Below are 19,467 nucleotides of genomic sequence, written 5' to 3'. Positions count from 1 at the left end.
ACGCACCCGGCGGCTTCCCCATGCCTGCCACCGGGTGCCACCATCGACCCCGGGTCCGTTTTCACCCCGATTCCTTCCACCCAGGCCCCCGCGCGATAATCGAACGCAGAGCCGCGGCATGAGGGAATGCTCGGACGTCCTACGACCGGACGCCGACCGTACGGGTGTGAGCGCGGCCCATCACTACAACCGGTGAAGGACTACCACTCATGACGACGCCCACGATCGAGCTCAAGCCGTCCGCGCACCCGACCGCCGCCGCCGAGCGCGAGGCGATCCTGGCCAGCCCCGGATTCGGCCGCCACTTCACCGACCACATGGTGACGATCAAGTGGACCGAGGGCCGCGGCTGGCACGACGGCCAGCTCGTTCCGTACGCGCCGATCCCCCTGGACCCGGCCACCAACGTGCTGCACTACGCCCAGGAGATCTTCGAGGGCCTGAAGGCCTACCGCCGCCCCGACGGCTCGGTGGCCACCTTCCGCCCCGACCAGAACGCCAAGCGCTTCCAGCGTTCCGCCCGCCGGCTCGCCATGCCCGAGCTGCCGGTGGAGACCTTCATCGAGGCCTGTGACGTCCTGGTCCAGCAGGACAAGGACTGGGTCCCGGCGCACGGCGGCGAGGAGTCCCTCTACCTGCGCCCCTTCATGATCGCCACCGAGGTCGGCCTGGGCGTCAAGCCGGCCAACGAGTACCTCTTCCTGGTCATCGCCTCCCCGGCCGGCGCCTACTTCCCCGGCGGGGTCCGACCGGTCTCCATCTGGGCCTCCGAGGACCGCGTCCGCGCCGTCCCCGGCGGCATGGGCGACGCCAAGACCGGCGGCAACTACGCGGCCTCCCTGCTCGCCCAGGCCGAGGCCGCCGCGCAGGGCTGCGACCAGGTCTGCTACCTCGACGCGGTCGAGCACAAGTGGGTCGAGGAGCTCGGCGGCATGAACCTGTACTTCGTGTACGGCGACAAGATCGTCACACCCACCCTCACCGGCTCCATCCTGGAGGGCGTCACCCGTGACTCCCTCCTCACCGTCGCCCGCGACCTCGGCTACGAGTCCGAGGAGGCCCGGGTCTCCATCGAGCAGTGGCAGCGCGACTCGGAGAACGGCACCCTCACCGAGGTCTTCGCGTGCGGCACCGCGGCCGTGATCACCCCGGTCGGCACGGTCAAGCGCAGCGGCGCCGAGTGGCGGCAGTCGAACGGCGAGCCCGGCGAGGTCACCCTCAAGCTCCGCGAGGCGCTCCTCGACATCCAGCGCGGCACGGCGGAGGACAAGCACGGCTGGATGCACCAGCTCGGCTGACGCCGGCCCTAGCCCCCGTCGGCCCCGAACCACCGGCACTCAGCCGTCCCGAGCCCCGGGCCCCCGCCTCCTCAGCCGGAGTGCGGGGGGCTGGGGCTTCGGCGATGCGTGACGCTCGCATCCGACGGACCGTCAAAGGCAGGCTGCTGACGGTGGTTCGGCATATGCAGTCGTCTTGGGGGAGTGTGTGAGTGTGCCTGCCACGGAGCGGACCGCGATCGTGCGGGCGACCCAGGAACATGTTCCGAAGATCCTCGAACTGGCGCGGTCCAGAAGCCTGGAGGCAGCCGATCCGGATACCGCGAGCCGGGACGGGTTCCTGGTCTCGGAGTACACCGAGGAGGTGTACCGGGCGCAGGCGGTGCGTGCCGAGCGGATCGAGCCGGACGAGTGGCTCAACCGCCGCATCAGGATCACGCTCGGCAGCTTTCTGGTGATCAAGCAGGTGTGCGTGGCCCGCGACGCGGCGCGGCAGGGGCTCGCTTCGCTGGTCGTGCTGCTCGTCAACCAGGCGAGCGGCCGGCGCCCTGCAGCCTTCCCCCGGCGCTACAGTCTTCCCTCGGCGCGAGCCGGTTCCTGCCCGGCTCCGGTCCCGGCCCCGATCCCGTCCGGGACCGGGCGGGACGTCTGCTGGGCGGTGAGTGCCAGATACGCGACACCGCCCACGGCCCCTGACAGCAGGAAGCTGCAGTCCACCCCGCCCGTCAGTGACAGCAGCGGGCCCTGGTACGACGGCAGGGAGACCGCCAGCAGACCGACCCCGGCGCCCAGTGCCCAGGACGCCGTCGCCCGGATGTTCCAGCCTGCCCGGTACCAGTAGATCCCGCCCCGCGAGCGCCGGTTGAAGACCTGGAGCGCGTCCGCGTCGTACACGCCCCGGGAGCGGACGAAGCCGATGAGGGTGATGACCGCCCACGGGGTGCCGATGGCGGTGAGCAGGAGGACGAAGGACGTCATCGCGGACTGCGCGTTCCAGGCGTAGTGGCCGACGAAGACGCAGGCCGTGGCGACGATCGCGACGGTGTAGGTGGCACGGGCCCGGGACGCGCGGGGCAGGATCGCGTCCAGGTCGAGTCCCATCGAGTACAGCATCAGGCCCGCGTTGCCGACCGAGCCGGCCGAGGCGGAGAGCAGGAGCGGGACCAGGTACCAGACGGGCGAGGCCGACACCAGCGGGCCCGCGTAGTCCGTCGCCGCCCGCGCACCGTACGCCGTGAACGTGCCGAACAGCTGCGGGACCAGGAGGCCCAGGACCAGGCCCAGCCAGGTGCCGTGCAGGACCCGGCGGGAGGAGTGGCGGACGGGGGAGATGTAGCGGGTGTAGTCGCCGAGGAGTGTGATGAAGGCGACCGGGCCCGACAGGCCCGCCGCCACCGCGGCCAGGCACCACGTCGGCCAGTAGCCGCCCAGCAGATAGCCGCCCGCCCGGCAGCGCGGAGGTGGTGAAGTGCGGGGCGTAGGCGAAGATCCCGAGGATCAGGAGGGCCGTCATACCGACGGCGAGCACCTTGGACATGGCCAGCAGCACCCGGTAGCCGTAGACCGCGCCCGCCACCGTCGCCGCCGCGAGCACCGTGTAGACCACGGCGTACGCCACCCCGCCCGCCGGCAGTCCGAACAGCCGCCCCAGCACGCCCACCATCACATCGCCGCCGATCCACACGGTCAGCGCGGTGTAGCCGAGGGCCAGCAGCAGGCCCACCACCGAGCCGACCAGCCGGCCGCGCACCCCGAACTGCGCGCCGGAGGACGTGGACAGGTTCGTGGCGGTGCGCAGGGAGACCAGCGCGAGCGGTGCCGTGAAGACCGCGCCGATCACCGTGCCCGCCACGATCGCGCTCACCGACGACCACCAGCCGAGCCCGAAGGACGGCGGCAGCCAGCCGAAGATGATCACGCCGAGGCAGAGGTTGGACCCGAGCAGGATCGACACCAGGTCCTTCGGCCCGCTGGTGCGTTCCCCGTCCGGGATGGTGTCGACTCCGCGCTGTTCTATCGGCATGGCTGGTCTCCTTCGACGGCCATCTGGGACATGCGGTTGAGAGAGTTAGAGCGACGTTCAATGTGGGCGACCAGGGGAGCTGTGTCAATGGTTCCCTTCCCGCAGTCCACCGTTTAGAGTGATGTTCTAAGTCGAGGAAGCCAAGAGGAAGCGAAGGAGGTGCCGGAACGTGCGACTGACCCCCACGGAACGTGACCGGCTGCTGCTCTTCGGAGCCGCCGAGCTGGCCCGCGCCCGCCGTGCACGGGGCCTCAGGCTCAACGTGCCGGAGGCCACCGCGCTGATCGCGGACACCGTCTGCGAGGCCGCCCGCGACGGCAGACGGCTCGCCGAGGCCGTCGAGGCGGCCCGCTCCGTCCTCGGCCCGGCAGACGTGCTGCCGGGCGTCGCCGACATCGTCACCGAGGTGCATGTCGAGGCCGTCTTCGACGACGGCTCACGGCTCGCGGTCGTCACCGACCCGATCGGCGGCGGGGGGCTGGACGGACCGGCTCCGGGCGCCCTGCTCCCGGGGCCCGAGCACACCGACCCGGAGGCGGTCGTACGGCTGACCGTCACCAACACCGCGACCGTCCCCGTCTCCGTCGCCTCGCACTTCCACTTCTTCGAGGCCAACCCGCGCCTCGACTTCCACCGCGCCGAGGCCTACGGCATGCGGCTGGCCGTACCCGCCGGTTCCTCCGTGCGGTTCGGGCCGGGGGAGTCGCTGGAGGTCGGTCTGGTGCCGATCGGCGGCGCCCGGGTCGCGATCGGCTTCGCCGGACTCGTCGACGGGCCGCTGGACGCGCCCGGCGCCCGCGAGGAGGCGCTGCGCAGGGCGGCCGCCTGCGGGTACCTGGGAATCCGCGACGACGAGGAGGCCGGGCGATGAGCCGTCCCGGAGGCCACCCGGCCGAGGCCCGCCGCCTCACCCCGCACGAGTACGCGGCCACCCACGGCCCCCGCGCCGGCGACCGCGTCCGCCTCGGCGACTCGGGGCTCGTGATCCGTGTCGAGTCCGACTCCCAGCGCTACGGCGACGAGTTCCTCGCCGGCTTCGGCAAGACCGCCCGCGACGGACTGCACCTGAAGGCGGCCGCCGTCCGGGAGACGTGTGACGTCGTCATCAGCAACGTGGTCGTGATCGACGCCGTGCTGGGGATCCGCAAGGTGTCCATCGGGATCCGCGAGGGGCGGATCTGCGGCATCGGGCGGGCCGGGAACCCCGACACCCTCGACGGGGTGGACGTCGTCGTCGGCACCGGCACCTCGATCGTGTCCGGCGAGGGGCTCATCGCCACCGCCGGGGCCGTCGACACCCATGTGCACCTGCTGTCGCCGCGCATCATGGAGGCCTCGCTGGCCTCCGGCGTGACCACCGTCATCGGGCAGGAGTTCGGGCCGGTGTGGGGCGTGGGCGTCAACTCGCCCTGGGCGCTGAAGCACGCCTTCGGCGCCTTCGACGCCTGGCCGGTCAACATCGGCTTCCTGGGCCGGGGTTCGTCCTCGCACCGGGCCCCGCTGATCGAGGCCCTCGCCGAGGGCGGGGCCAGCGGTTTCAAGGTGCACGAGGACATGGGCGCCCATACCCGGGCCCTGGACACGGCGTTGCGGGTCGCCGAGGAACACGACGTCCAGGTCGCCCTGCACAGCGACGGGCTGAACGAGTGCCTGTCGGTGGAGGACACCCTCCGGGTCCTCGAAGGCCGGACCATCCACGCCTTCCACATCGAGGGCTGCGGCGGCGGACACGTGCCGAACGTCCTGAAGATGGCCGGCGTCCCCAACGTCATCGGCTCCTCCACCAACCCCACCCTGCCCTTCGGCCGGGACGCGGTCGCCGAGCACTACGGGATGATCGTCTCCGTCCACGACCTGAAGACCGATCTGCCCGGCGACGCCGCCATGGCCCGTGACCGTATCCGCGCCGGGACCATGGGCGCCGAGGACGTGCTGCACGACCTGGGCGCGATCGGCATCACCTCGTCCGACGCACAGGGCATGGGCCGGGCGGGGGAGACCGTCCGCCGTACCTTCGCCATGGCCGGGAAGATGAAGGCCGAGCTGGGCGCCCCGGACGTCGGTCACGACAACGAGCGCGTGCTGCGCTACATCGCCAAGCTGACCATCAACCCCGCGATCGCCCATGGGCTCGCGCACGAGGTCGGCTCGATCGAGGTCGGCAAGCTCGCGGACATCGTGCTGTGGTCGCCCGAGTACTTCGGGGCCAAGCCGCAGCTCGTCCTCAAGTCCGGCTTCCCGGCGTACGGCGTGACCGGCGACCCGAACGCGGCCACCGACACCTGCGAACCCCTCGTCCTGGGACCGCAGTTCGGGGCGCACGGGGCGACCCCCGCCGACATCTCGGTGGCGTTCGTCGCGCAGGCCGCCCTCGACCAGGGCAACGACACGATGCCCACTCGGCGCCGCCGGGTCGCCGTCCGCGGCACCCGTGGCATCGGCCCCGCCGACCTGCGGCTCAACTCCCGTACCGGGGCGGTCGACGTCGACCAGCGCACCGGACTGGTCACCCTCGACGGGGAGCCGCTCCGCTCGGAGCCCGCCGACTCCGTCCCCCTCAACCGCCTGTACTTCCTCTGAACGACACAGCCTGTGAAGGACCCCCACATGAGCACTCCCGCCGCCGACGGCTTCCGGATGCCCGCCGAGTGGACCCCGCACGAGCGCACCTGGATGGCGTGGCCGGGCCCCAACCCCACCTTCGACGACCCGGACGACCTCGCCCGCTCCCGGGTGGCCTGGGCCCAGGTCGCCCGCGCGGTCCTCCGCTTCGAACCGGTGACCGTCGTGTGCGACCCCGGCCAGTCGGCGGCCGCGCAGGCGCTGCTCGGCCCGGGTGTCGACACCGTCGAGCGGGAGCTCGACGACGCCTGGATGCGGGACATCGGCCCCACGTTCCTGACCGACGGCAAGGGCGGACTTGCCGCCGTGGACTGGACGTTCAACGGCTGGGGCGCCCAGCACTGGGCCCGCTGGGAGCACGACGCCAAGATCGCCGCGGAGGTCTCGGACCTCGCGGGCGCGAAGACGTACGCCTCGAAGCTGGTGAACGAGGGCGGGGCCATCCATGTCGACGGCGAGGGGACCGTCCTGCTGACGGAGACCGTGCAGCTGGGCCCCGAGCGCAATCCCGGCTGGACCCGAGAGGAGGTCGAGGCGGAGATCCACGGCATGCTCGGCACCCGCAAGGCGATCTGGCTGCCCCGCGGCCTCACCGGCGACTACCCGCCGCACGGCTTCGGCACCCTCGGCCATGTCGACATCGTCGCCGCTTTCGCCCGCCCGGGCGTGGTCGTCGCCCACCACCAGCCCGACCCGGCGCACCCCGACCACGAGGTGACCAAGGAGGTCATCGGCCTGCTGCGGTCCCAGACCGACGCACACGGCCGCGCCCTGGAGGTCGTCGAGGTCCCCGCCCCCACCGTCCTGGAGGCCGACGGACACTGGGCCGACTACTCCTACATCAACCACTACCTCTGCAACGGCGGGGTCGTGCTCTGCGGCTTCGACGACCCGCGCGACGAGACCGCCGCCGGGATCTTCCGCCGGCTGTTCCCCGAGCGGACGGTGACACTGGTGGACGCCCGTACGATCTTCGCGGGCGGTGGCGGTATCCACTGCATCACGCAACAGCAGCCGAGGGGCTAGAGGAGCTAGGAGCCGAAGATGGCCGGTGCGCGCAGGAACGCCCCGCCCCGCGAGGACGTGCTCGCCGCCGCCATGGCCATGATCGCCGACCGCGGTCTGGAGAAGCTCACCATGGCCGCCCTCGGCCGCGAGGTCGGTATGAGCAGCGGCCATCTCCTCTACTACTTCCACTCCAAGGACGAGCTGCTGCTCCAGACCCTGGAGTGGAGCGAGGGCCGGCTGGGCGGTGAGCGCGGCCGGCTGCTCACCCGCCGCGGCAGTGCCCGCGAGCGCCTCGAGGCGTATGTCGACCTGTACGTCCCCGAGGGGCACCGCGACCCGCACTGGACCCTCTGGCTGGAGGTCTGGAACCGCTCGCAGAACGCGGACGAGACGGCGCGTGACCGGCAGGCCGCGATCGAGGGCGCCTGGCACCGCGACCTCGTGGCCCTCGTCGCCGAGGGCATCTCGCGGGGCGAGTTCCGGCCCGTCGACCCCGACCGCTTCGCCGCCCGTCTCCGTGCCCTGCTCGACGGCTTCTCCATCCATGTGGCGATCGGGCTGCGCGGCACGGACCGGACCCGGGTTCTCGGCCATGTACGGGAGTTCCTGGAAGCGGATCTTCTCGCGGACGCGTGACCATCCGGCCGGGTTGTACGGAATAAGTGCGATTGACCCGGGTTTCGTGGTGCGGTTGCATCCTGTCCAGCCCTCGGCGCAGGGCCGGGGCGACGGGGGGACAACGTCATGAGACGACTGCTGTACGGCGCTGCGCTCGGCGCCGCGCTCGCCCTGACCGCCGCAGTACCGACGGCGACCGCCGCACCGGGCGCCCGCGTCGTACGTGTGGACACGGGCACCGACGGCAGCCAGTTCAGCGCCTACGTCTACGGCGGCCCGATCAGCGGCGACGGCCGGTACGCCGCCTTCCTCGCCACGGACCCGGCGCCGGGCTGCCAGGCGAGCGGGTTCCACTGCGGGTACCTGAAGGACCTGCGCACCGGGGAACTGATCCGGATACCCGGCACGTACTACTACACGGCCAACATCCTCACCAGCGCCGACGCCCGCACCGTCGCGTACTCCTCCGGCAACCGCTTCACCAAGCCGTACGTGTACGACCGTCGCACCGGCACCACTCAGCTGTTGTGGCCCGCCGATCCGCCGGACAGCTACGAACTGGGCACCGCGCAGGCGGTCAGCGCCGACGGGCGGTACGTGGCCTACACCCTCGGCAACCGCACCCCGCCCGCGTACGAGAGCGTGCTCTACGTCCGCGACCTGGTCACCGGCGCCGACACGCAGGTCCTTTCGCCGCCGATCGCGGGCCAGCTGACCGACGTACAGCTCAGCGCCGACGGCCGTACCGTCGCCTACGGTCTGCTCGTGCCCGGCGGCTTCGACCGGGTAGGCCAGGTCTGGGTCAGGAACCTCGACACGGGCGAGACGCTCCGCGCGGACACCGACGCGTACGGCGGCTCCTCCCTCGCCGGGCTCTCCGCCGACGGCCGACGCGTGGTCCTCGACTGCCGGTCCTACCCGGACGATGTGGTGAGCGTCCGCCTGGTCGACCTGCGCACCGGGCACGTCCGCAAGCTCGGCCCCGACGGCGCCCGAGCCGTCGCCGCCGACGGCGGTGCACGGCACGTCCTGCTCAGCGACGACGACACCCAGGCCCTGTCGCTCCTCGACGTCCATACCGGCCGCAGCCGCCCCGTGGCCTCCGGCGCCCTGGCCGTGACCGGCGCGGTCTCCCGCGACGGCCGCGAGGTCGAGTTCCTCTCCGGCGCTTCCGACCTGGTACCGGACGACACCAACGGGGTGAACGACGTCTTCGTCCGCTTCCTGCGCCCCTGAGCCGAGACGACCGCATCCTGAGACGGTGAGTGAGCCGGGGGCGGATTTGTGCCAAACTGCCTCCGTGCTCTCGTTCGCCATGATTATTGGCAGCAGGCGCGCCGGTCCGCAGTGACCACCACGTACGACCAGGTACGGGTGGCCATCGTCGTCCTCGACCCGCGCGCAGACCTCTCGCACCCGCGAGGGGTTTTTTCGTTTTCCGGCCCACCTTCAGCCGGGAGGCAGGCGCGAGGGACCATGGAGGGACGGTGGAGCCGGTCATTCCGGTACGACCGAGATTCGACATCAGGAGCCTTGAGACCATGACCGAGACGGAAACCAACGAGCTGGACGACTCGTTCCACGTCTTCGACACCACGCTGCGCGACGGCGCGCAGCGCGAGGGCATCAACCTCACCGTCGCGGACAAGCTGGCCATCGCCCGGCACCTGGACGACTTCGGCGTGGGCTTCATCGAGGGCGGCTGGCCGGGCGCCAACCCCCGGGACACCGAGTTCTTCGCCCGCGCCCAGCAGGAGATCGACTTCAGGCACGCCCAGCTGGTCGCCTTCGGCGCCACCCGCCGGGCGAACGCCAAGGCGGCGGACGACCCGCAGGTCAAGGCGCTGCTGGAGTCCGGCGCCCCGGTGATCACCCTGGTCGCCAAGTCCCACGACCGGCATGTCGAGCTGGCGCTGCGCACCACCCTCGACGAGAACCTGGAGATGGTCCGCGACACGGTGTCCTTCCTGAAGGACCAGGGCCGCCGGGTCTTCGTCGACTGCGAGCACTTCTTCGACGGCTACCGGGCCAACCCCGAGTACGCGAAGGCGGTCGTCCGCGCCGCCTCCGAGGCCGGCGCCGACGTCGTCATCCTCTGCGACACCAACGGCGGCATGCTGCCGGCCCAGGTCCAGGCCGTGGTCTCGACCGTCCTCGCGGACACGGGCGCCAGGCTCGGCATCCACGCCCAGGACGACACGGGCTGCGCGGTCGCCAACACCCTCGCCGCCGTCGACGCGGGCGCGACCCACGTCCAGTGCACGGCCAACGGCTACGGCGAGCGCGTCGGCAACGCCAACCTGTTCCCGGTGGTCGCCGCGCTGGAGCTGAAGTACGGCAAGAAGGTGCTGCCGGACGGGCGCCTCCGCGAGATGACCCGCATCTCCCACGCCATCGCCGAGGTCGTCAACCTGACGCCGTCGACGCACCAGCCCTACGTGGGTGTCTCGGCCTTCGCCCACAAGGCCGGCCTGCACGCCTCCGCGATCAAGGTCGACCCCGACCTCTACCAGCACACCGACCCCGCCCTCGTCGGCAACACCATGCGCATGCTGGTCTCCGACATGGCCGGCCGGGCCTCGGTGGAGCTCAAGGGCAAGGAACTCGGCGTCGACCTCGGCGACGACCGCGAGGTGGTCGGCCGGGTGGTGGAGCGCGTCAAGGAACGCGAGCTCCGGGGATACACCTACGAAGCGGCCGACGCCTCCTTCGAACTCCTCCTGCGCGCCGAGGTCGAGGGCAAGCCCCGCTCCTACTTCCGCGTCGAGTCCTGGCGGGCCATCGTCGAGGACCGCCCCGACGGCACCCACGCCAACGAGGCCACGGTCAAGCTCTGGGCCAAGAGCGAGCGGATCGTCGCCACGGCCGAGGGCAACGGCCCGGTCAACGCGCTCGACCGCGCCCTGCGTGTCGCCCTGGAGAAGATCTACCCGCAGCTCGCCAAGTTCGACCTGGTCGACTACAAGGTCCGCATCCTGGAGGGCAAGCACGGCACGGAGTCCACGACCCGCGTGCTGATCTCGACGACCGACGGCACCGGCGAATGGTCCACGGTCGGCGTCGCCGAGAACGTCATCGCGGCGTCCTGGCAGGCCCTGGAGGACGCGTACACGTACGGCCTGCTGCGGGCCGGGGTCGAGCCGGCGGAGTAGCCGGGAGCAGGAGGCCGGCTGCCCGTTTCCGCCACGGCGGACGCCGACGGAGTACCCGGCGCCGGTTCGACCGGCGCCGGGTGGGCAAGGGCCTTACTGGAGGTGCCACTTCTGGTTGGACGCCCCCGTGCACGTCCAGATCTGCGCCCGGGCCCCGTTCGCCGACGAGTTGTCCGTGACGTCCAGGCACTTGTTCGCCGCCGTGTTCACGACGTCACCGGTCGCGGAATTGTACGACCACTGCTGAGCGCCGGTTCCATTGCAGTCGTACAACTGCACCTTGGCCCCGTCGGCCGTCGACGCCGACGTCACGTCCAGGCACTTGCCGAGCGCCTGGACCGTCCCGTCGGACCCCACGGTCCACTGCTGGGCGGTGGAGCCGTTGCAGTCGTAGAGCTGGACGGCGGTGCCGTTGGTGCTCGAACCGCCCGCCACGTCCAGGCACTTGCTCGCCAGGCCCACGAACGCGCCCGTCTGGCTGCCGCCGCCCGACTGGGTGCCGGACCAGGTGAAGGTCGCCGAGGTCTTGCCGGGGAGCGAGTAAGTGGCGTGCTGGGAGCCCCAGTCGATGGTGACCGTCTTGGCGGAGGACGAGCTGTTGTAGGCGATCAGGGCCTTGGAGCCGTCCGGGTTGCGCCAGGCGACGTTCGGTACGGCGGTGGACGCGGTGGAGGCGATCCGCTGTGCGCCGGGTCGTACGAACTTGGTCAGGTGGCCCATGTCGTAGTACTCGACCGTGTAGTCCACGGTCCCGCTCGCACCGTCCCCGTTGTGCACGGTGATCAGGCCGGTGCAGGTGCCGCAACCTCCGTTGTGCGGACCCATGTTCTGGTCCACGGCCAGCGACCACTTGGTCACCGACTTCGCCCAGTTGCGGGTGTAGTCGACGATGTTGGCCATGTCCTCGTTCTGCTGGTTCGAGATCCAGGTGCCGCCGGAGTGCTCGGTGCCGAAGGCGTCCAGCGTCGGGTACTGGTTGTGCACGGTGGTCTGCTCGGAGACGTCACCGCCGTAGCCGTGCCAGGCGATCCCGCCGAAGTTCGGGTGGTTGCGGATCGTGGAGTCGTTCACGAGCGCGGACGCGTAGGAGTCGTAGACGTCCCAGTTCCAGTCGTGGGCGAGGACCTTGGTGGACAGGCCCGCCGACTGGAGCTGCGGCAGCAGGTCGTTCTTGAGGAAGTACTGCAGGCCCGAGGCGTTCCAGCTCATCGACGGGTACCCGGAGCAGCAGGTGGGCTCGTTCTGCGGGGTCACGTACGAGACGTTGACGCCCTGGTTCTTGTACGCCTGGAGGTACTTCACGAAGTAGGCGGCGTAGGCCGCGTAGTCCTCGGACTTGAGCCAGCCGCCGCTGAGCGACCCGCTGTCCTTCATCCACGCCGGTGCCGTCCATGGCGAGGCCATGACAGTCAGAGAGGGGTTCAGCTGGAGTGCCTGCTTGGTGAGCGGGACGACGTCCGCGAGGTCGTGCGCGATGGAGAAGCTGTTCAGGTTCGGGTCGGTCTGCCCGGAGGCCACGTCGTCGTACGTGTACCCGTAGCGGGCCAGGTCCGAGGCGCCCATCGGATTGCGCAGGAACGACAGCCCGATGCCGTCCGTCGGCGAGAACAGCTTCCTCATGGTCGCGTCCCGGGTCGCCGCGGACAGCGCCCCGCTGCCGTTCATCAGCCAGGCCGCGGTGTCGGTGAAGGACGCGCCGCCGCCCGTGAAGGTCTGGTAGCGGGTGTTCTCGTCGACGGTGATGTTCTCGCCGCTGCCGCCGGTCCCGGCGGAGAAGACGAACGGCGTCTGCGCCTGGAGCCCGCGCGTGACATGGCGTCCGGCGGAGTCGTCGGTGGTCGTGAGGTACGCGGTGACCTGCTCACCGGCCGCGTGCGCCGGCGGTACGACCACGCTGACACCGGCCGCGGTGAGCAGCCCGGCCAGCAGCAGCCGGACCGTACGGGGGGTTCTTCTCGTCGGCACGTGGGGGGTGCTTCTCATCGACACATCGCCCTTCCTGACGGGACGTCTTGACGGGGGTGCGAGCCGTTAGTTAACTCACGTCGTGATCTAAGCCATGAGTGAACTCCGAGAGTGTTGAGTGAACCAGAGAGTCGAGGGAAGGTCCATGCCAAGAACCGCCCTGCTCGTCTCCACCGCCCTACTCGCCGCGCTGGTACCCCTGTCGGTGGCCCGCGCCGCCGACGACCCGGCGCCGACCCCCGTGGACCGCTTCGAGGGCGAGGTGCCCTTCGCCTCCCAGCCGGCCGACGGCATCTTCACCTGGGGAAGCGACAGCGACGACCCGCCCACCCTCCAGCTCGCCGAGCGCACCGACGCCCCCGAGGGCGCCAAGGTCCTCTCGGGGACGTACGACATCAGCGGCTACGGCGGCTTCACCCACGACTTCGCGGCGACCGAACCCGCCCACGACTGGTCCGCCCACAAGGGCATCCGCTTCTGGTGGGACGGCCAGGACAACGGCAAGAAGACCGCCTTCGAGATCAAGGACGGCGGCACCAACGGCGAGGCCTCGGAGCTCTGGACGACGTCCTTCACCGACGACTTCACCGGCTGGAAGCAGATCGAGATCCCCTTCACCGACTTCGTCTACCGCACCGACTACCAGCCGGTCGGCGGTATCGACCACGTCCTCGGTCTGACGCAGATGTGGGGCTACGCGGTCACGCTCCCCGTCGGCATCAAGGGGCAGTTCGCCATGGACGACGTGGAGCTGTACGGCAAGGCGGACCAGGCGCTGCGGGCCTCCGTCACCACGGACGCGGCCGTCTACCCGGTGAAGGAGGGCGGTACGGCGTCGGTCAAGGTCACCGTCGCCACCACTGGCTCCGCCCCGATCGACGACCCGGTGACGGTCGCATACGAGACGACGGGCGGCACCGCCGAGGTCGGCAAGGACTACAAGGCGCTCTCCGGCACCCTCACCTTCCCGGCGGGCACCGCCTCCGGGGCCACGCAGACCATCCAGGTCCCGACGCTGAAGGACCGGCCGGCCGAATCGGCCGAGACCATCCCGCTGAAGCTCACGGTCACCGGCGCCAAGGCCCCCGCGGAGACCCCGCAGGTCGTCATCGACGCGCACGGACTGCCGTACCTGGACAGCAAACTGCCCGTGAAGAAGCGGGTCGCCGATCTGCTCTCCCGGATGTCCCTGGAGGAGAAGGCCGGGCAGATGACCCAGGCCGAGCGCGGCGCCGTGGGGACCGGCGGTGACATCGCGGCCTACGACCTCGGCTCACTGCTGTCCGGCGGCGGCTCGACCCCCACGCCCAACACGCCCGCGGCCTGGGCGCAGATGATCGACTCCTTCCAGCTCCGGGCGCAGGCGACCCGGTTCCAGATCCCGCTGATCTACGGCGTCGACGCGGTGCACGGCCACAACAACCTGGCCGGCGCCACGATCATGCCGCACAACATCGGCATCGGCGCGACCCGTGATCCCCAACTGGCCGAGAAGGCGGGCGCGGTGACGGCGTCCGAGGTGCGTGCCACCGGCATCCCCTGGGACTTCGCCCCCTGCCTCTGCGTCAGCCGTGACGAACGCTGGGGCCGCTCCTACGAGTCCTTCGGCGAGGACCCGGCCCTGGTGAAGTCCATGGAGACGATCATCCAGGGGCTGCAAGGGCGCGCGGACGGACGCGACCTGAGCCGCGACGACAAGGTCCTGGCCACCGCCAAGCACTTCGTCGGCGACGGCGGCACCTCCTACGGCTCCTCCACCACCGGGTCGTACACCATCGACCAGGGCGTCACCACGGTGACCCGGCAGCAGCTGGAGGCGATCCACCTGGCGCCGTTCCAGACCGCCGTGGACCGGGGCATCGGCACGGTCATGCCGTCGTACTCCTCGCTCGACATCGTCGGCGACGGCCTGGGCCCGGTGAAGATGCACGCCCGCGCCGACATGATCGACGGGGTACTGAAGGGCCGGATGGGCTTCAAGGGCTTCGTGATCAGCGACTGGAACGCCATGGACCAGCTCCCCGGCGACTACCCGGCCCATGTCCGCACGGCCGTCAACGCGGGCGTCGACATGATGATGGTCCCGTACGGCTACAAGGACTTCACCTCGACCCTGATCGCCGAGGTCAAGGCGGGCCGCGTCAGCGAGCGGCGCGTCGACGACGCCGTCTCCCGCATCCTCACCCAGAAGTTCAGGCTGGGCCTCTTCGAGCACCCGTACGCCGACACGTCGGGCGCCTCGAAGATCGGATCGACCGCGCACCGGGCCGTCGCCCGGCAGGCGGCCGCGGAGTCGCAGGTGCTGCTGAAGAACTCCGGGGACGTCCTGCCCCTGAAGAAGTCGGAGAAGGTGTACGTCGCCGGGTCCAACGCCGACGACCTCGGCAATCAGACCGGCGGCTGGACCCTCACCTGGCAGGGCCAGTCCGGCACCCACACCACCGGCACCACCATCCTCCAGGGCATGAAGAACGCCGGGGGAGACGTCACCTACTCCAAGGACGCCTCGGCGCCGACGAGCGGGTACGACGTGGGCGTGGTCGTCGTCGGCGAGACCCCGTACGCCGAGGGCGTCGGAGACGTCGGCAACGGCAACGACCTGGTGCTGACCGCCGCCGACCAGGCGGCCGTGGACAAGGTCTGCGCGGCCATGAAGTGCGCGGTGCTGATCGTCTCGGGCCGCCCGCAGCTGATCGGCGACCGGCTCGGCGAGATCGACGCCCTGGTGGCGTCCTGGCTGCCCGGCACCGAGGGCGACGGCGTGGCCGACGTGCTCTACGGCAAGCGGGCCTTCACCGGGCAGCTCCCGGTCACCTGGCCGAAGTCCGAGGCGCAGCTGCCGATCAACGTGGGCGACGCCTCGTACGACCCGCAGTACCCGTACGGCTGGGGTCTGACGACCCTGGCCAAGGCCCCGAAGGGCGGCGAGGCGACCCTGCGGGCGCTCGGCGCCGCCGCCCGGGCCGCGGAGCGGGCGGGCGCCTCCTCGACGGGCCGGAAGCTGGTCGGCGAGGCCCGGCTGCTGGTCCAGGCGAAGGTCGGCCAGTCGATCACGGCGGCCGTCTCGAAGCCCTTCGCCGACGCGGACCATCTGCTGCTGACCGGCAGGTACGGAGCGGCGGTGCAGAAGCTGACGGAGGCCTACGAGGCAGCGTAAGGAATGACTGCTTTTGGGAGGCTTCGGGTAATTTCGAAGTATGAAGGCCGTGCGACGGACCCGAAGCCTCCCGGGGCTGCTGCTTCTGGCGCTGGCGCTGGTCGCCCTGACCGCGTTCGCCCCGCGGATCACGACGGCCACGGCGGCCACTGCGGACACCGGCGTCTCGACGATCGCCGAGGCCCTGCGCAAGAGCCCGGTGTACGTCGACCCGGCGGCCGCCGGCCGGCTGTCCACGGCCGACGCCTCCGTCCTCGCCCGGCAGATCAAGGACGCGGACAAACCCCTGTTCATCGCCGTCCTGCCGGCCGGCTACCCCACCCAGAACCTCTTCACGAACCTGCGCACGGCCACCGGGATCACCGGCCTGTACGCCGTCCGGCTCGGCGACCGTTTCGACGCCCGCGCCGACTCCTCGGTAATGCCCCGCACGGCCGTGCAGAACCTGGTCACCAGCGTCCAGGGCGAGGGCACCAAGGCCCAGCTGACCGACTTCACCGACCGCGCCCTCGCCAACATGGGCGGCAAGGCCCCCACGACATGGGGCGGCGGCAGCGCGGGGACCGGAGTGTCCAGTACGGCGCTGATCGTGATCGGAGCAGTGGTCGTGGCGGGCGGAGCGGGCGCGTACGCGCTGGTCCGCCGCAACCGCAGGCGCCACGAGGAGGAGCAGCGGGCCGCCCTGGACCGGCTCCGGGTGGTCGTGGACGAGGACATCACCGCCTTCGGCGAGGAACTGGACCGCCTCGACTTCCACCCGGCCGAACCGGGCGCCGACGACGCGATGCGCGCCGACTACGAGCGTGCGCTGAACGCCTACGACCAGGCGAAGGCCGCCATGGCGGACGCCCGCAGACCGGAGGACGTCCGCACGGTCACCCAGGCGCTGGAGGACGGCCGTTTCTCGCTCGCCCAGCTCGCCGCCCGCCGCGAGGGCCGCCCCCTCCCCGAGCGCCGCCCGCCGTGCTTCTTCGACCCCCGGCACGGCCCCTCCGTCACGGACGCCACCTGGACCCCGCCCGGCGGTTCATCCCGCGAGGTCCCGGTCTGCGCGGCCGACGCGACCCGGCTCGCCGACGGCCGCGACCCGGTCGTCCGCGAGGTCGACACCGACTTCGGCCGCCGCCCGTACTGGGACGCGGGCCCGGCCTACGGCCCGTGGGCGGGCGGCTACTTCGGCGGCGGCATCCTCCCCGGTCTCCTCCTCGGCACGGCCCTGGGCGGCTGGATGTCCGCCCCGGCCTACGCGGCCGACTACGGCACCGGGTACGGCGACTTCGGCGGCTTCGACACCGGCGGCTACCAGGGCGGCGATGTGTCGGGCGCGGACTTCGACCCGGGGGACTTCGGGGGCTTCGGCGGGGGCGGGGACTTCGGGGGAGGGGGCGGCGGGGACTTCGGCGGGGGTTTCTGACCTACGGGGCATTCCCCAGCCGCTCCAGCACGGAGGCGGCGAGTGACAGCACCCCGCGTTCGGTCTCGCTCAACGCCCCGAACGCCTCGGCCAGCCAGGCGTCCCGCTGGGCCATGTCGGCCTCCAGCGCGCGCCGCCCCGCCGCGGTGAGACTCAGCACCGCCTGCCGCCGGTCCGACGGGTCCGCCGCCCGCTCGACCAGCCCCTCCGCCTCCAGCTCGGCGAAGACCCGCGTCAGCGACTGCGGCCGCTGCCGCTCGGCGGCCGCGACCTCGCCGGGCGTGGCCGGCCCGTGCCGGTACAGATGCCCGAGCACCGACAGCTGATTGGGGCTGAGGCTCCCGTCCCCGCGCTCCTGCCGCAGCCGACGGTTGAACAGGAGGACGGCACGACGTACACGGGCGGCTTCGGCAAGGTGCTCCATAGAGGAGATCGTACGTGATTACTTACTGTCGTACACGAATAATCACCGTATTCTCTGAGCCATGACCGTCAAACTCATACGCAACGCGTACGAATCCGGGCTGACGATGGCGGCTGTGCTGCTCTGCTGGGGATCCGCGCTGGCGCTGGAGGGGGCCGCCGGGCTGCACACCGATGTGCTGGTCCTCGCGGTCGCGCTGACCCTGACCCTCGCCGCAAGCCAGCGCACCGCCGACACCCGGCGACGCCTGACCGCGCTGGTGCTGCTCCCGATGGCGGCGGGTGCGTCGATCTTCCTCGGCCGCCTGATCGCCTCCCACTATCCGGTCGGCGCCGCCGTCTACACGGCCGGCATGGCCCTGGCGATCTGGATCCGCCGCTACGGCCCCGCCGCCACCAAGGCCGGCACACTGATCGCCCTCCCCCTGGTCGCCCTGCTCGTCGTCCCCGGCCCGGCGTTGCCGCCCGAGGCGCAGAGCGGGCTGGTGACCTGGAGCTGGTCGGCGCTGATCGCGGCGCTGGCGTGCGCCACGGTATGGCTGGTGCAGGGGCTGGCGGACCGCTTCGGCCCCTGGCACCCGGACCCGGCCCCCACTCCACCCCCGCGCCGCTCCCGCCTCCACCCCCGCCCCAGCACCCGTATGGCGCTGCAGATGGCGGCCGGAATCGCCGCCGCCTTCACCCTCGGCCGCCTGCTCTTCGACGACCACTGGCCCTGGGTCGTCCTGACCGCGTACGTCGCCGCGAGCGGCAACCGCGGCCGAACGGACGTACTGCGCAAGGGAATCGAGCGCCTGATCGGCGCCTGCGTCGGCACACTCCTGGCGACGGGCCTGGCGGCCGCCGGCATCACGGGCCACACCGCAGTGGCCCTGATGTTCACGGTCCTCACGATCGCCCTCTGGCTGCGCCCCCTCAACTACGCCTACTGGGCCGCCGGCATGACCTGCGCCCTCTCCCTCCTGCTCGGCTACTTCGGCCAGAACGCGGCAACCCTCCTGCCGACCCGCCTGGAGGGCATCGCGGTGGGCGCGGTCCTGTCGGTGGCCTCGGCGTGGTGGCTGCTGCCGGTACGGAAACGGACCGGGCCCGGCGTGCTGCGGCCGGCGCGAACCTAGTGGTGCCAGGCCCGCCCGCCCGTGTTGTGGATGAAGCGTTGCAGCACCTTGAGAGTGACGAGGTACTCCTCTTCGGAGATGCCCGCGTGCCGTTCCGCCCACAGTTCGTCCTGGACGGCCGCGGCCCTGTCGTAGAACGCCCTGCCGTCGGCCGTGAGGCTCAGGCGGCCCTCGGTGTCCTCGGTGATCCACCCGTGGGCGACGGTCGTATCGATCTCGGACTCCATGATCTCCGGGCCCGTGTCGAGGTAGTTCCGCAGGAGGCGGGACACCTCGTTGCGGGTCTTGACGTCGTCGGCCCGCGCGACCTGCGCGAGGACCCACCACTGCGGCTGGGTGGTACCGATCCCGGCGAGCGCGGCGCGGGTGCGGTCGACGACGGCCTTGAAGGCGGCCCAGCTCCAGTACCCGATGGGCTGCTGGACCAGTTCGGCGTCGGTGTGCGAGTACTGCATGGGCGGTCCCTCCGTCTTCGCCTGACCTGCTTTCGGATAGACCGACCGTAGAAACTCAACCTGCCTTGAGGTCAAGGTGCTTCGGCTGTATCCGGCGACTTCCGATCTGGACGCGCGGAGGCGTAACGCAGCCCGGCGGCATGCCACCAGGCGGGCGGGGAAGGTCCGTTGACGGCGGACGACGGCTGATCCGGGTGCAGTCCGAGCCGCCGCAGGGCGCGGGCGTCGACCGACA

The 19,467-nt window shown here is 71.2% G+C and carries 13 protein-coding genes and 1 pseudogene; 10 read left to right on the top strand and 4 right to left on the bottom strand.

Translation table 11 applies throughout. The features are described 5' to 3' along the window. Positions 1-209: 209 nt before the first annotated feature. Entirely contained in the window at positions 210-1,298 is a 1,089-nt protein-coding gene (locus tag EDD90_RS17620) for a branched-chain amino acid aminotransferase (RefSeq protein ID WP_123973931.1), read from the top strand. A 546-nt stretch (positions 1,299-1,844) separates the two neighbouring features. Here the strand turns inward: EDD90_RS17620 and EDD90_RS17615 are convergent. Further along, a pseudogene (locus EDD90_RS17615) lies at positions 1,845-3,300 on the bottom strand (cytosine permease). A 169-nt stretch (positions 3,301-3,469) separates the two neighbouring features. Between EDD90_RS17615 and ureA the strand changes: the two are divergent. From ureA to cimA, 6 genes are all read left to right on the top strand, one after another. Further along, the gene (gene ureA, locus EDD90_RS17610) at positions 3,470-4,171 is read left to right on the top strand and encodes an urease subunit gamma (protein WP_123973930.1); all 702 of its coding nucleotides are present in this window, start codon (positions 3,470-3,472) and stop codon (positions 4,169-4,171) included. After that, on the top strand, positions 4,168-5,880 hold the full coding sequence (locus EDD90_RS17605) for an urease subunit alpha (RefSeq protein ID WP_123973929.1): 1,713 nt from the start codon (positions 4,168-4,170) through the stop codon (positions 5,878-5,880). The genes ureA and EDD90_RS17605 overlap by 4 nt, the downstream gene beginning before the upstream one ends. Positions 5,881-5,907: 27 nt before the next feature. Continuing rightward, entirely contained in the window at positions 5,908-6,948 is a 1,041-nt protein-coding gene (locus EDD90_RS17600; RefSeq protein ID WP_123973928.1) for an agmatine/peptidylarginine deiminase, read from the top strand. Between the two features lie 18 nt (positions 6,949-6,966). Continuing rightward, entirely contained in the window at positions 6,967-7,566 is a 600-nt protein-coding gene (locus EDD90_RS17595) for a TetR/AcrR family transcriptional regulator (RefSeq protein WP_123973927.1), read from the top strand. 108 nt (positions 7,567-7,674) lie between these two features. Beyond that, positions 7,675-8,784, top strand: a complete 1,110-nt coding sequence (locus EDD90_RS17590) for a WD40 repeat domain-containing protein (RefSeq protein ID WP_123973926.1) — start codon at positions 7,675-7,677, stop codon at positions 8,782-8,784. Between the two features lie 305 nt (positions 8,785-9,089). Then, the gene (cimA, locus tag EDD90_RS17585; protein WP_123973925.1) at positions 9,090-10,700 is read left to right on the top strand and encodes a citramalate synthase; all 1,611 of its coding nucleotides are present in this window, start codon (positions 9,090-9,092) and stop codon (positions 10,698-10,700) included. 93 nt (positions 10,701-10,793) lie between these two features. Here the strand turns inward: cimA and EDD90_RS17580 are convergent, their stop codons facing one another. Then, positions 10,794-12,683, bottom strand: coding sequence for a ricin-type beta-trefoil lectin domain protein (locus tag EDD90_RS17580; protein WP_123973924.1), 1,890 nt, complete (start codon positions 12,681-12,683; stop codon positions 10,794-10,796). 127 nt (positions 12,684-12,810) lie between these two features. Between EDD90_RS17580 and EDD90_RS17575 the strand changes: the two genes are divergently transcribed. Together EDD90_RS17575 and EDD90_RS17570 are read left to right on the top strand one after the other, a co-directional pair. Next, positions 12,811-15,822, top strand: coding sequence for a glycoside hydrolase family 3 N-terminal domain-containing protein (locus EDD90_RS17575; RefSeq protein ID WP_123973923.1), 3,012 nt, complete (start codon positions 12,811-12,813; stop codon positions 15,820-15,822). Between the two features lie 40 nt (positions 15,823-15,862). Beyond that, entirely contained in the window at positions 15,863-17,236 is a 1,374-nt protein-coding gene (locus EDD90_RS17570; protein ID WP_123973922.1) for a hypothetical protein, read from the top strand. A gap of 1 nt (position 17,237) precedes the next feature. Here EDD90_RS17570 and EDD90_RS17565 read toward each other — a convergent pair whose 3' ends face one another. Continuing rightward, positions 17,238-17,660, bottom strand: coding sequence for a MarR family winged helix-turn-helix transcriptional regulator (locus EDD90_RS17565; protein ID WP_123973921.1), 423 nt, complete (start codon positions 17,658-17,660; stop codon positions 17,238-17,240). A gap of 61 nt (positions 17,661-17,721) precedes the next feature. Here EDD90_RS17565 and EDD90_RS17560 point away from each other — a divergent pair, with 61 nt between their 5' ends. Further along, complete coding sequence (locus EDD90_RS17560; RefSeq protein WP_123973920.1) at positions 17,722-18,777, top strand: FUSC family protein; 1,056 nt, start codon at positions 17,722-17,724, stop codon at positions 18,775-18,777. Here EDD90_RS17560 and EDD90_RS17555 read toward each other — a convergent pair. Then, positions 18,774-19,232, bottom strand: a complete 459-nt coding sequence (locus EDD90_RS17555) for a MarR family winged helix-turn-helix transcriptional regulator (RefSeq protein ID WP_123973919.1) — start codon at positions 19,230-19,232, stop codon at positions 18,774-18,776. The two genes, EDD90_RS17560 and EDD90_RS17555, sit on opposite strands and share 4 nt — an antisense overlap. Between the last annotated feature and the right edge of the window lie 235 nt (positions 19,233-19,467).

The organism is Streptomyces sp. Ag109_O5-1, from assembly GCF_003814875.1.
GTDB lineage: Bacteria > Actinomycetota > Actinomycetes > Streptomycetales > Streptomycetaceae > Streptomyces > Streptomyces sasae.
The sequence above is the reverse complement of the archived record's forward strand: the minus strand, read 5'-3'. Positions and strand labels throughout refer to the sequence as shown.

Coding starts and splice junctions, on each gene's coding strand:
- EDD90_RS17620 (WP_123973931.1), top strand. CDS start 210: ATGACGACGCCCACGATCGAGCTCAAGCCGTCCGCGCACCCGACCGCC.
- EDD90_RS17605 (WP_123973929.1), top strand. CDS start 4,168: ATGAGCCGTCCCGGAGGCCACCCGGCCGAGGCCCGCCGCCTCACCCCG.
- EDD90_RS17600 (WP_123973928.1), top strand. CDS start 5,908: ATGAGCACTCCCGCCGCCGACGGCTTCCGGATGCCCGCCGAGTGGACC.
- EDD90_RS17595 (WP_123973927.1), top strand. CDS start 6,967: ATGGCCGGTGCGCGCAGGAACGCCCCGCCCCGCGAGGACGTGCTCGCC.
- EDD90_RS17590 (WP_123973926.1), top strand. CDS start 7,675: ATGAGACGACTGCTGTACGGCGCTGCGCTCGGCGCCGCGCTCGCCCTG.
- cimA (WP_123973925.1), top strand. CDS start 9,090: ATGACCGAGACGGAAACCAACGAGCTGGACGACTCGTTCCACGTCTTC.
- EDD90_RS17580 (WP_123973924.1), bottom strand. CDS start 12,683: ATGAGAAGCACCCCCCACGTGCCGACGAGAAGAACCCCCCGTACGGTC.
- EDD90_RS17575 (WP_123973923.1), top strand. CDS start 12,811: ATGCCAAGAACCGCCCTGCTCGTCTCCACCGCCCTACTCGCCGCGCTG.
- EDD90_RS17570 (WP_123973922.1), top strand. CDS start 15,863: ATGAAGGCCGTGCGACGGACCCGAAGCCTCCCGGGGCTGCTGCTTCTG.
- EDD90_RS17565 (WP_123973921.1), bottom strand. CDS start 17,660: ATGGAGCACCTTGCCGAAGCCGCCCGTGTACGTCGTGCCGTCCTCCTG.
- EDD90_RS17560 (WP_123973920.1), top strand. CDS start 17,722: ATGACCGTCAAACTCATACGCAACGCGTACGAATCCGGGCTGACGATG.
- EDD90_RS17555 (WP_123973919.1), bottom strand. CDS start 19,232: ATGCAGTACTCGCACACCGACGCCGAACTGGTCCAGCAGCCCATCGGG.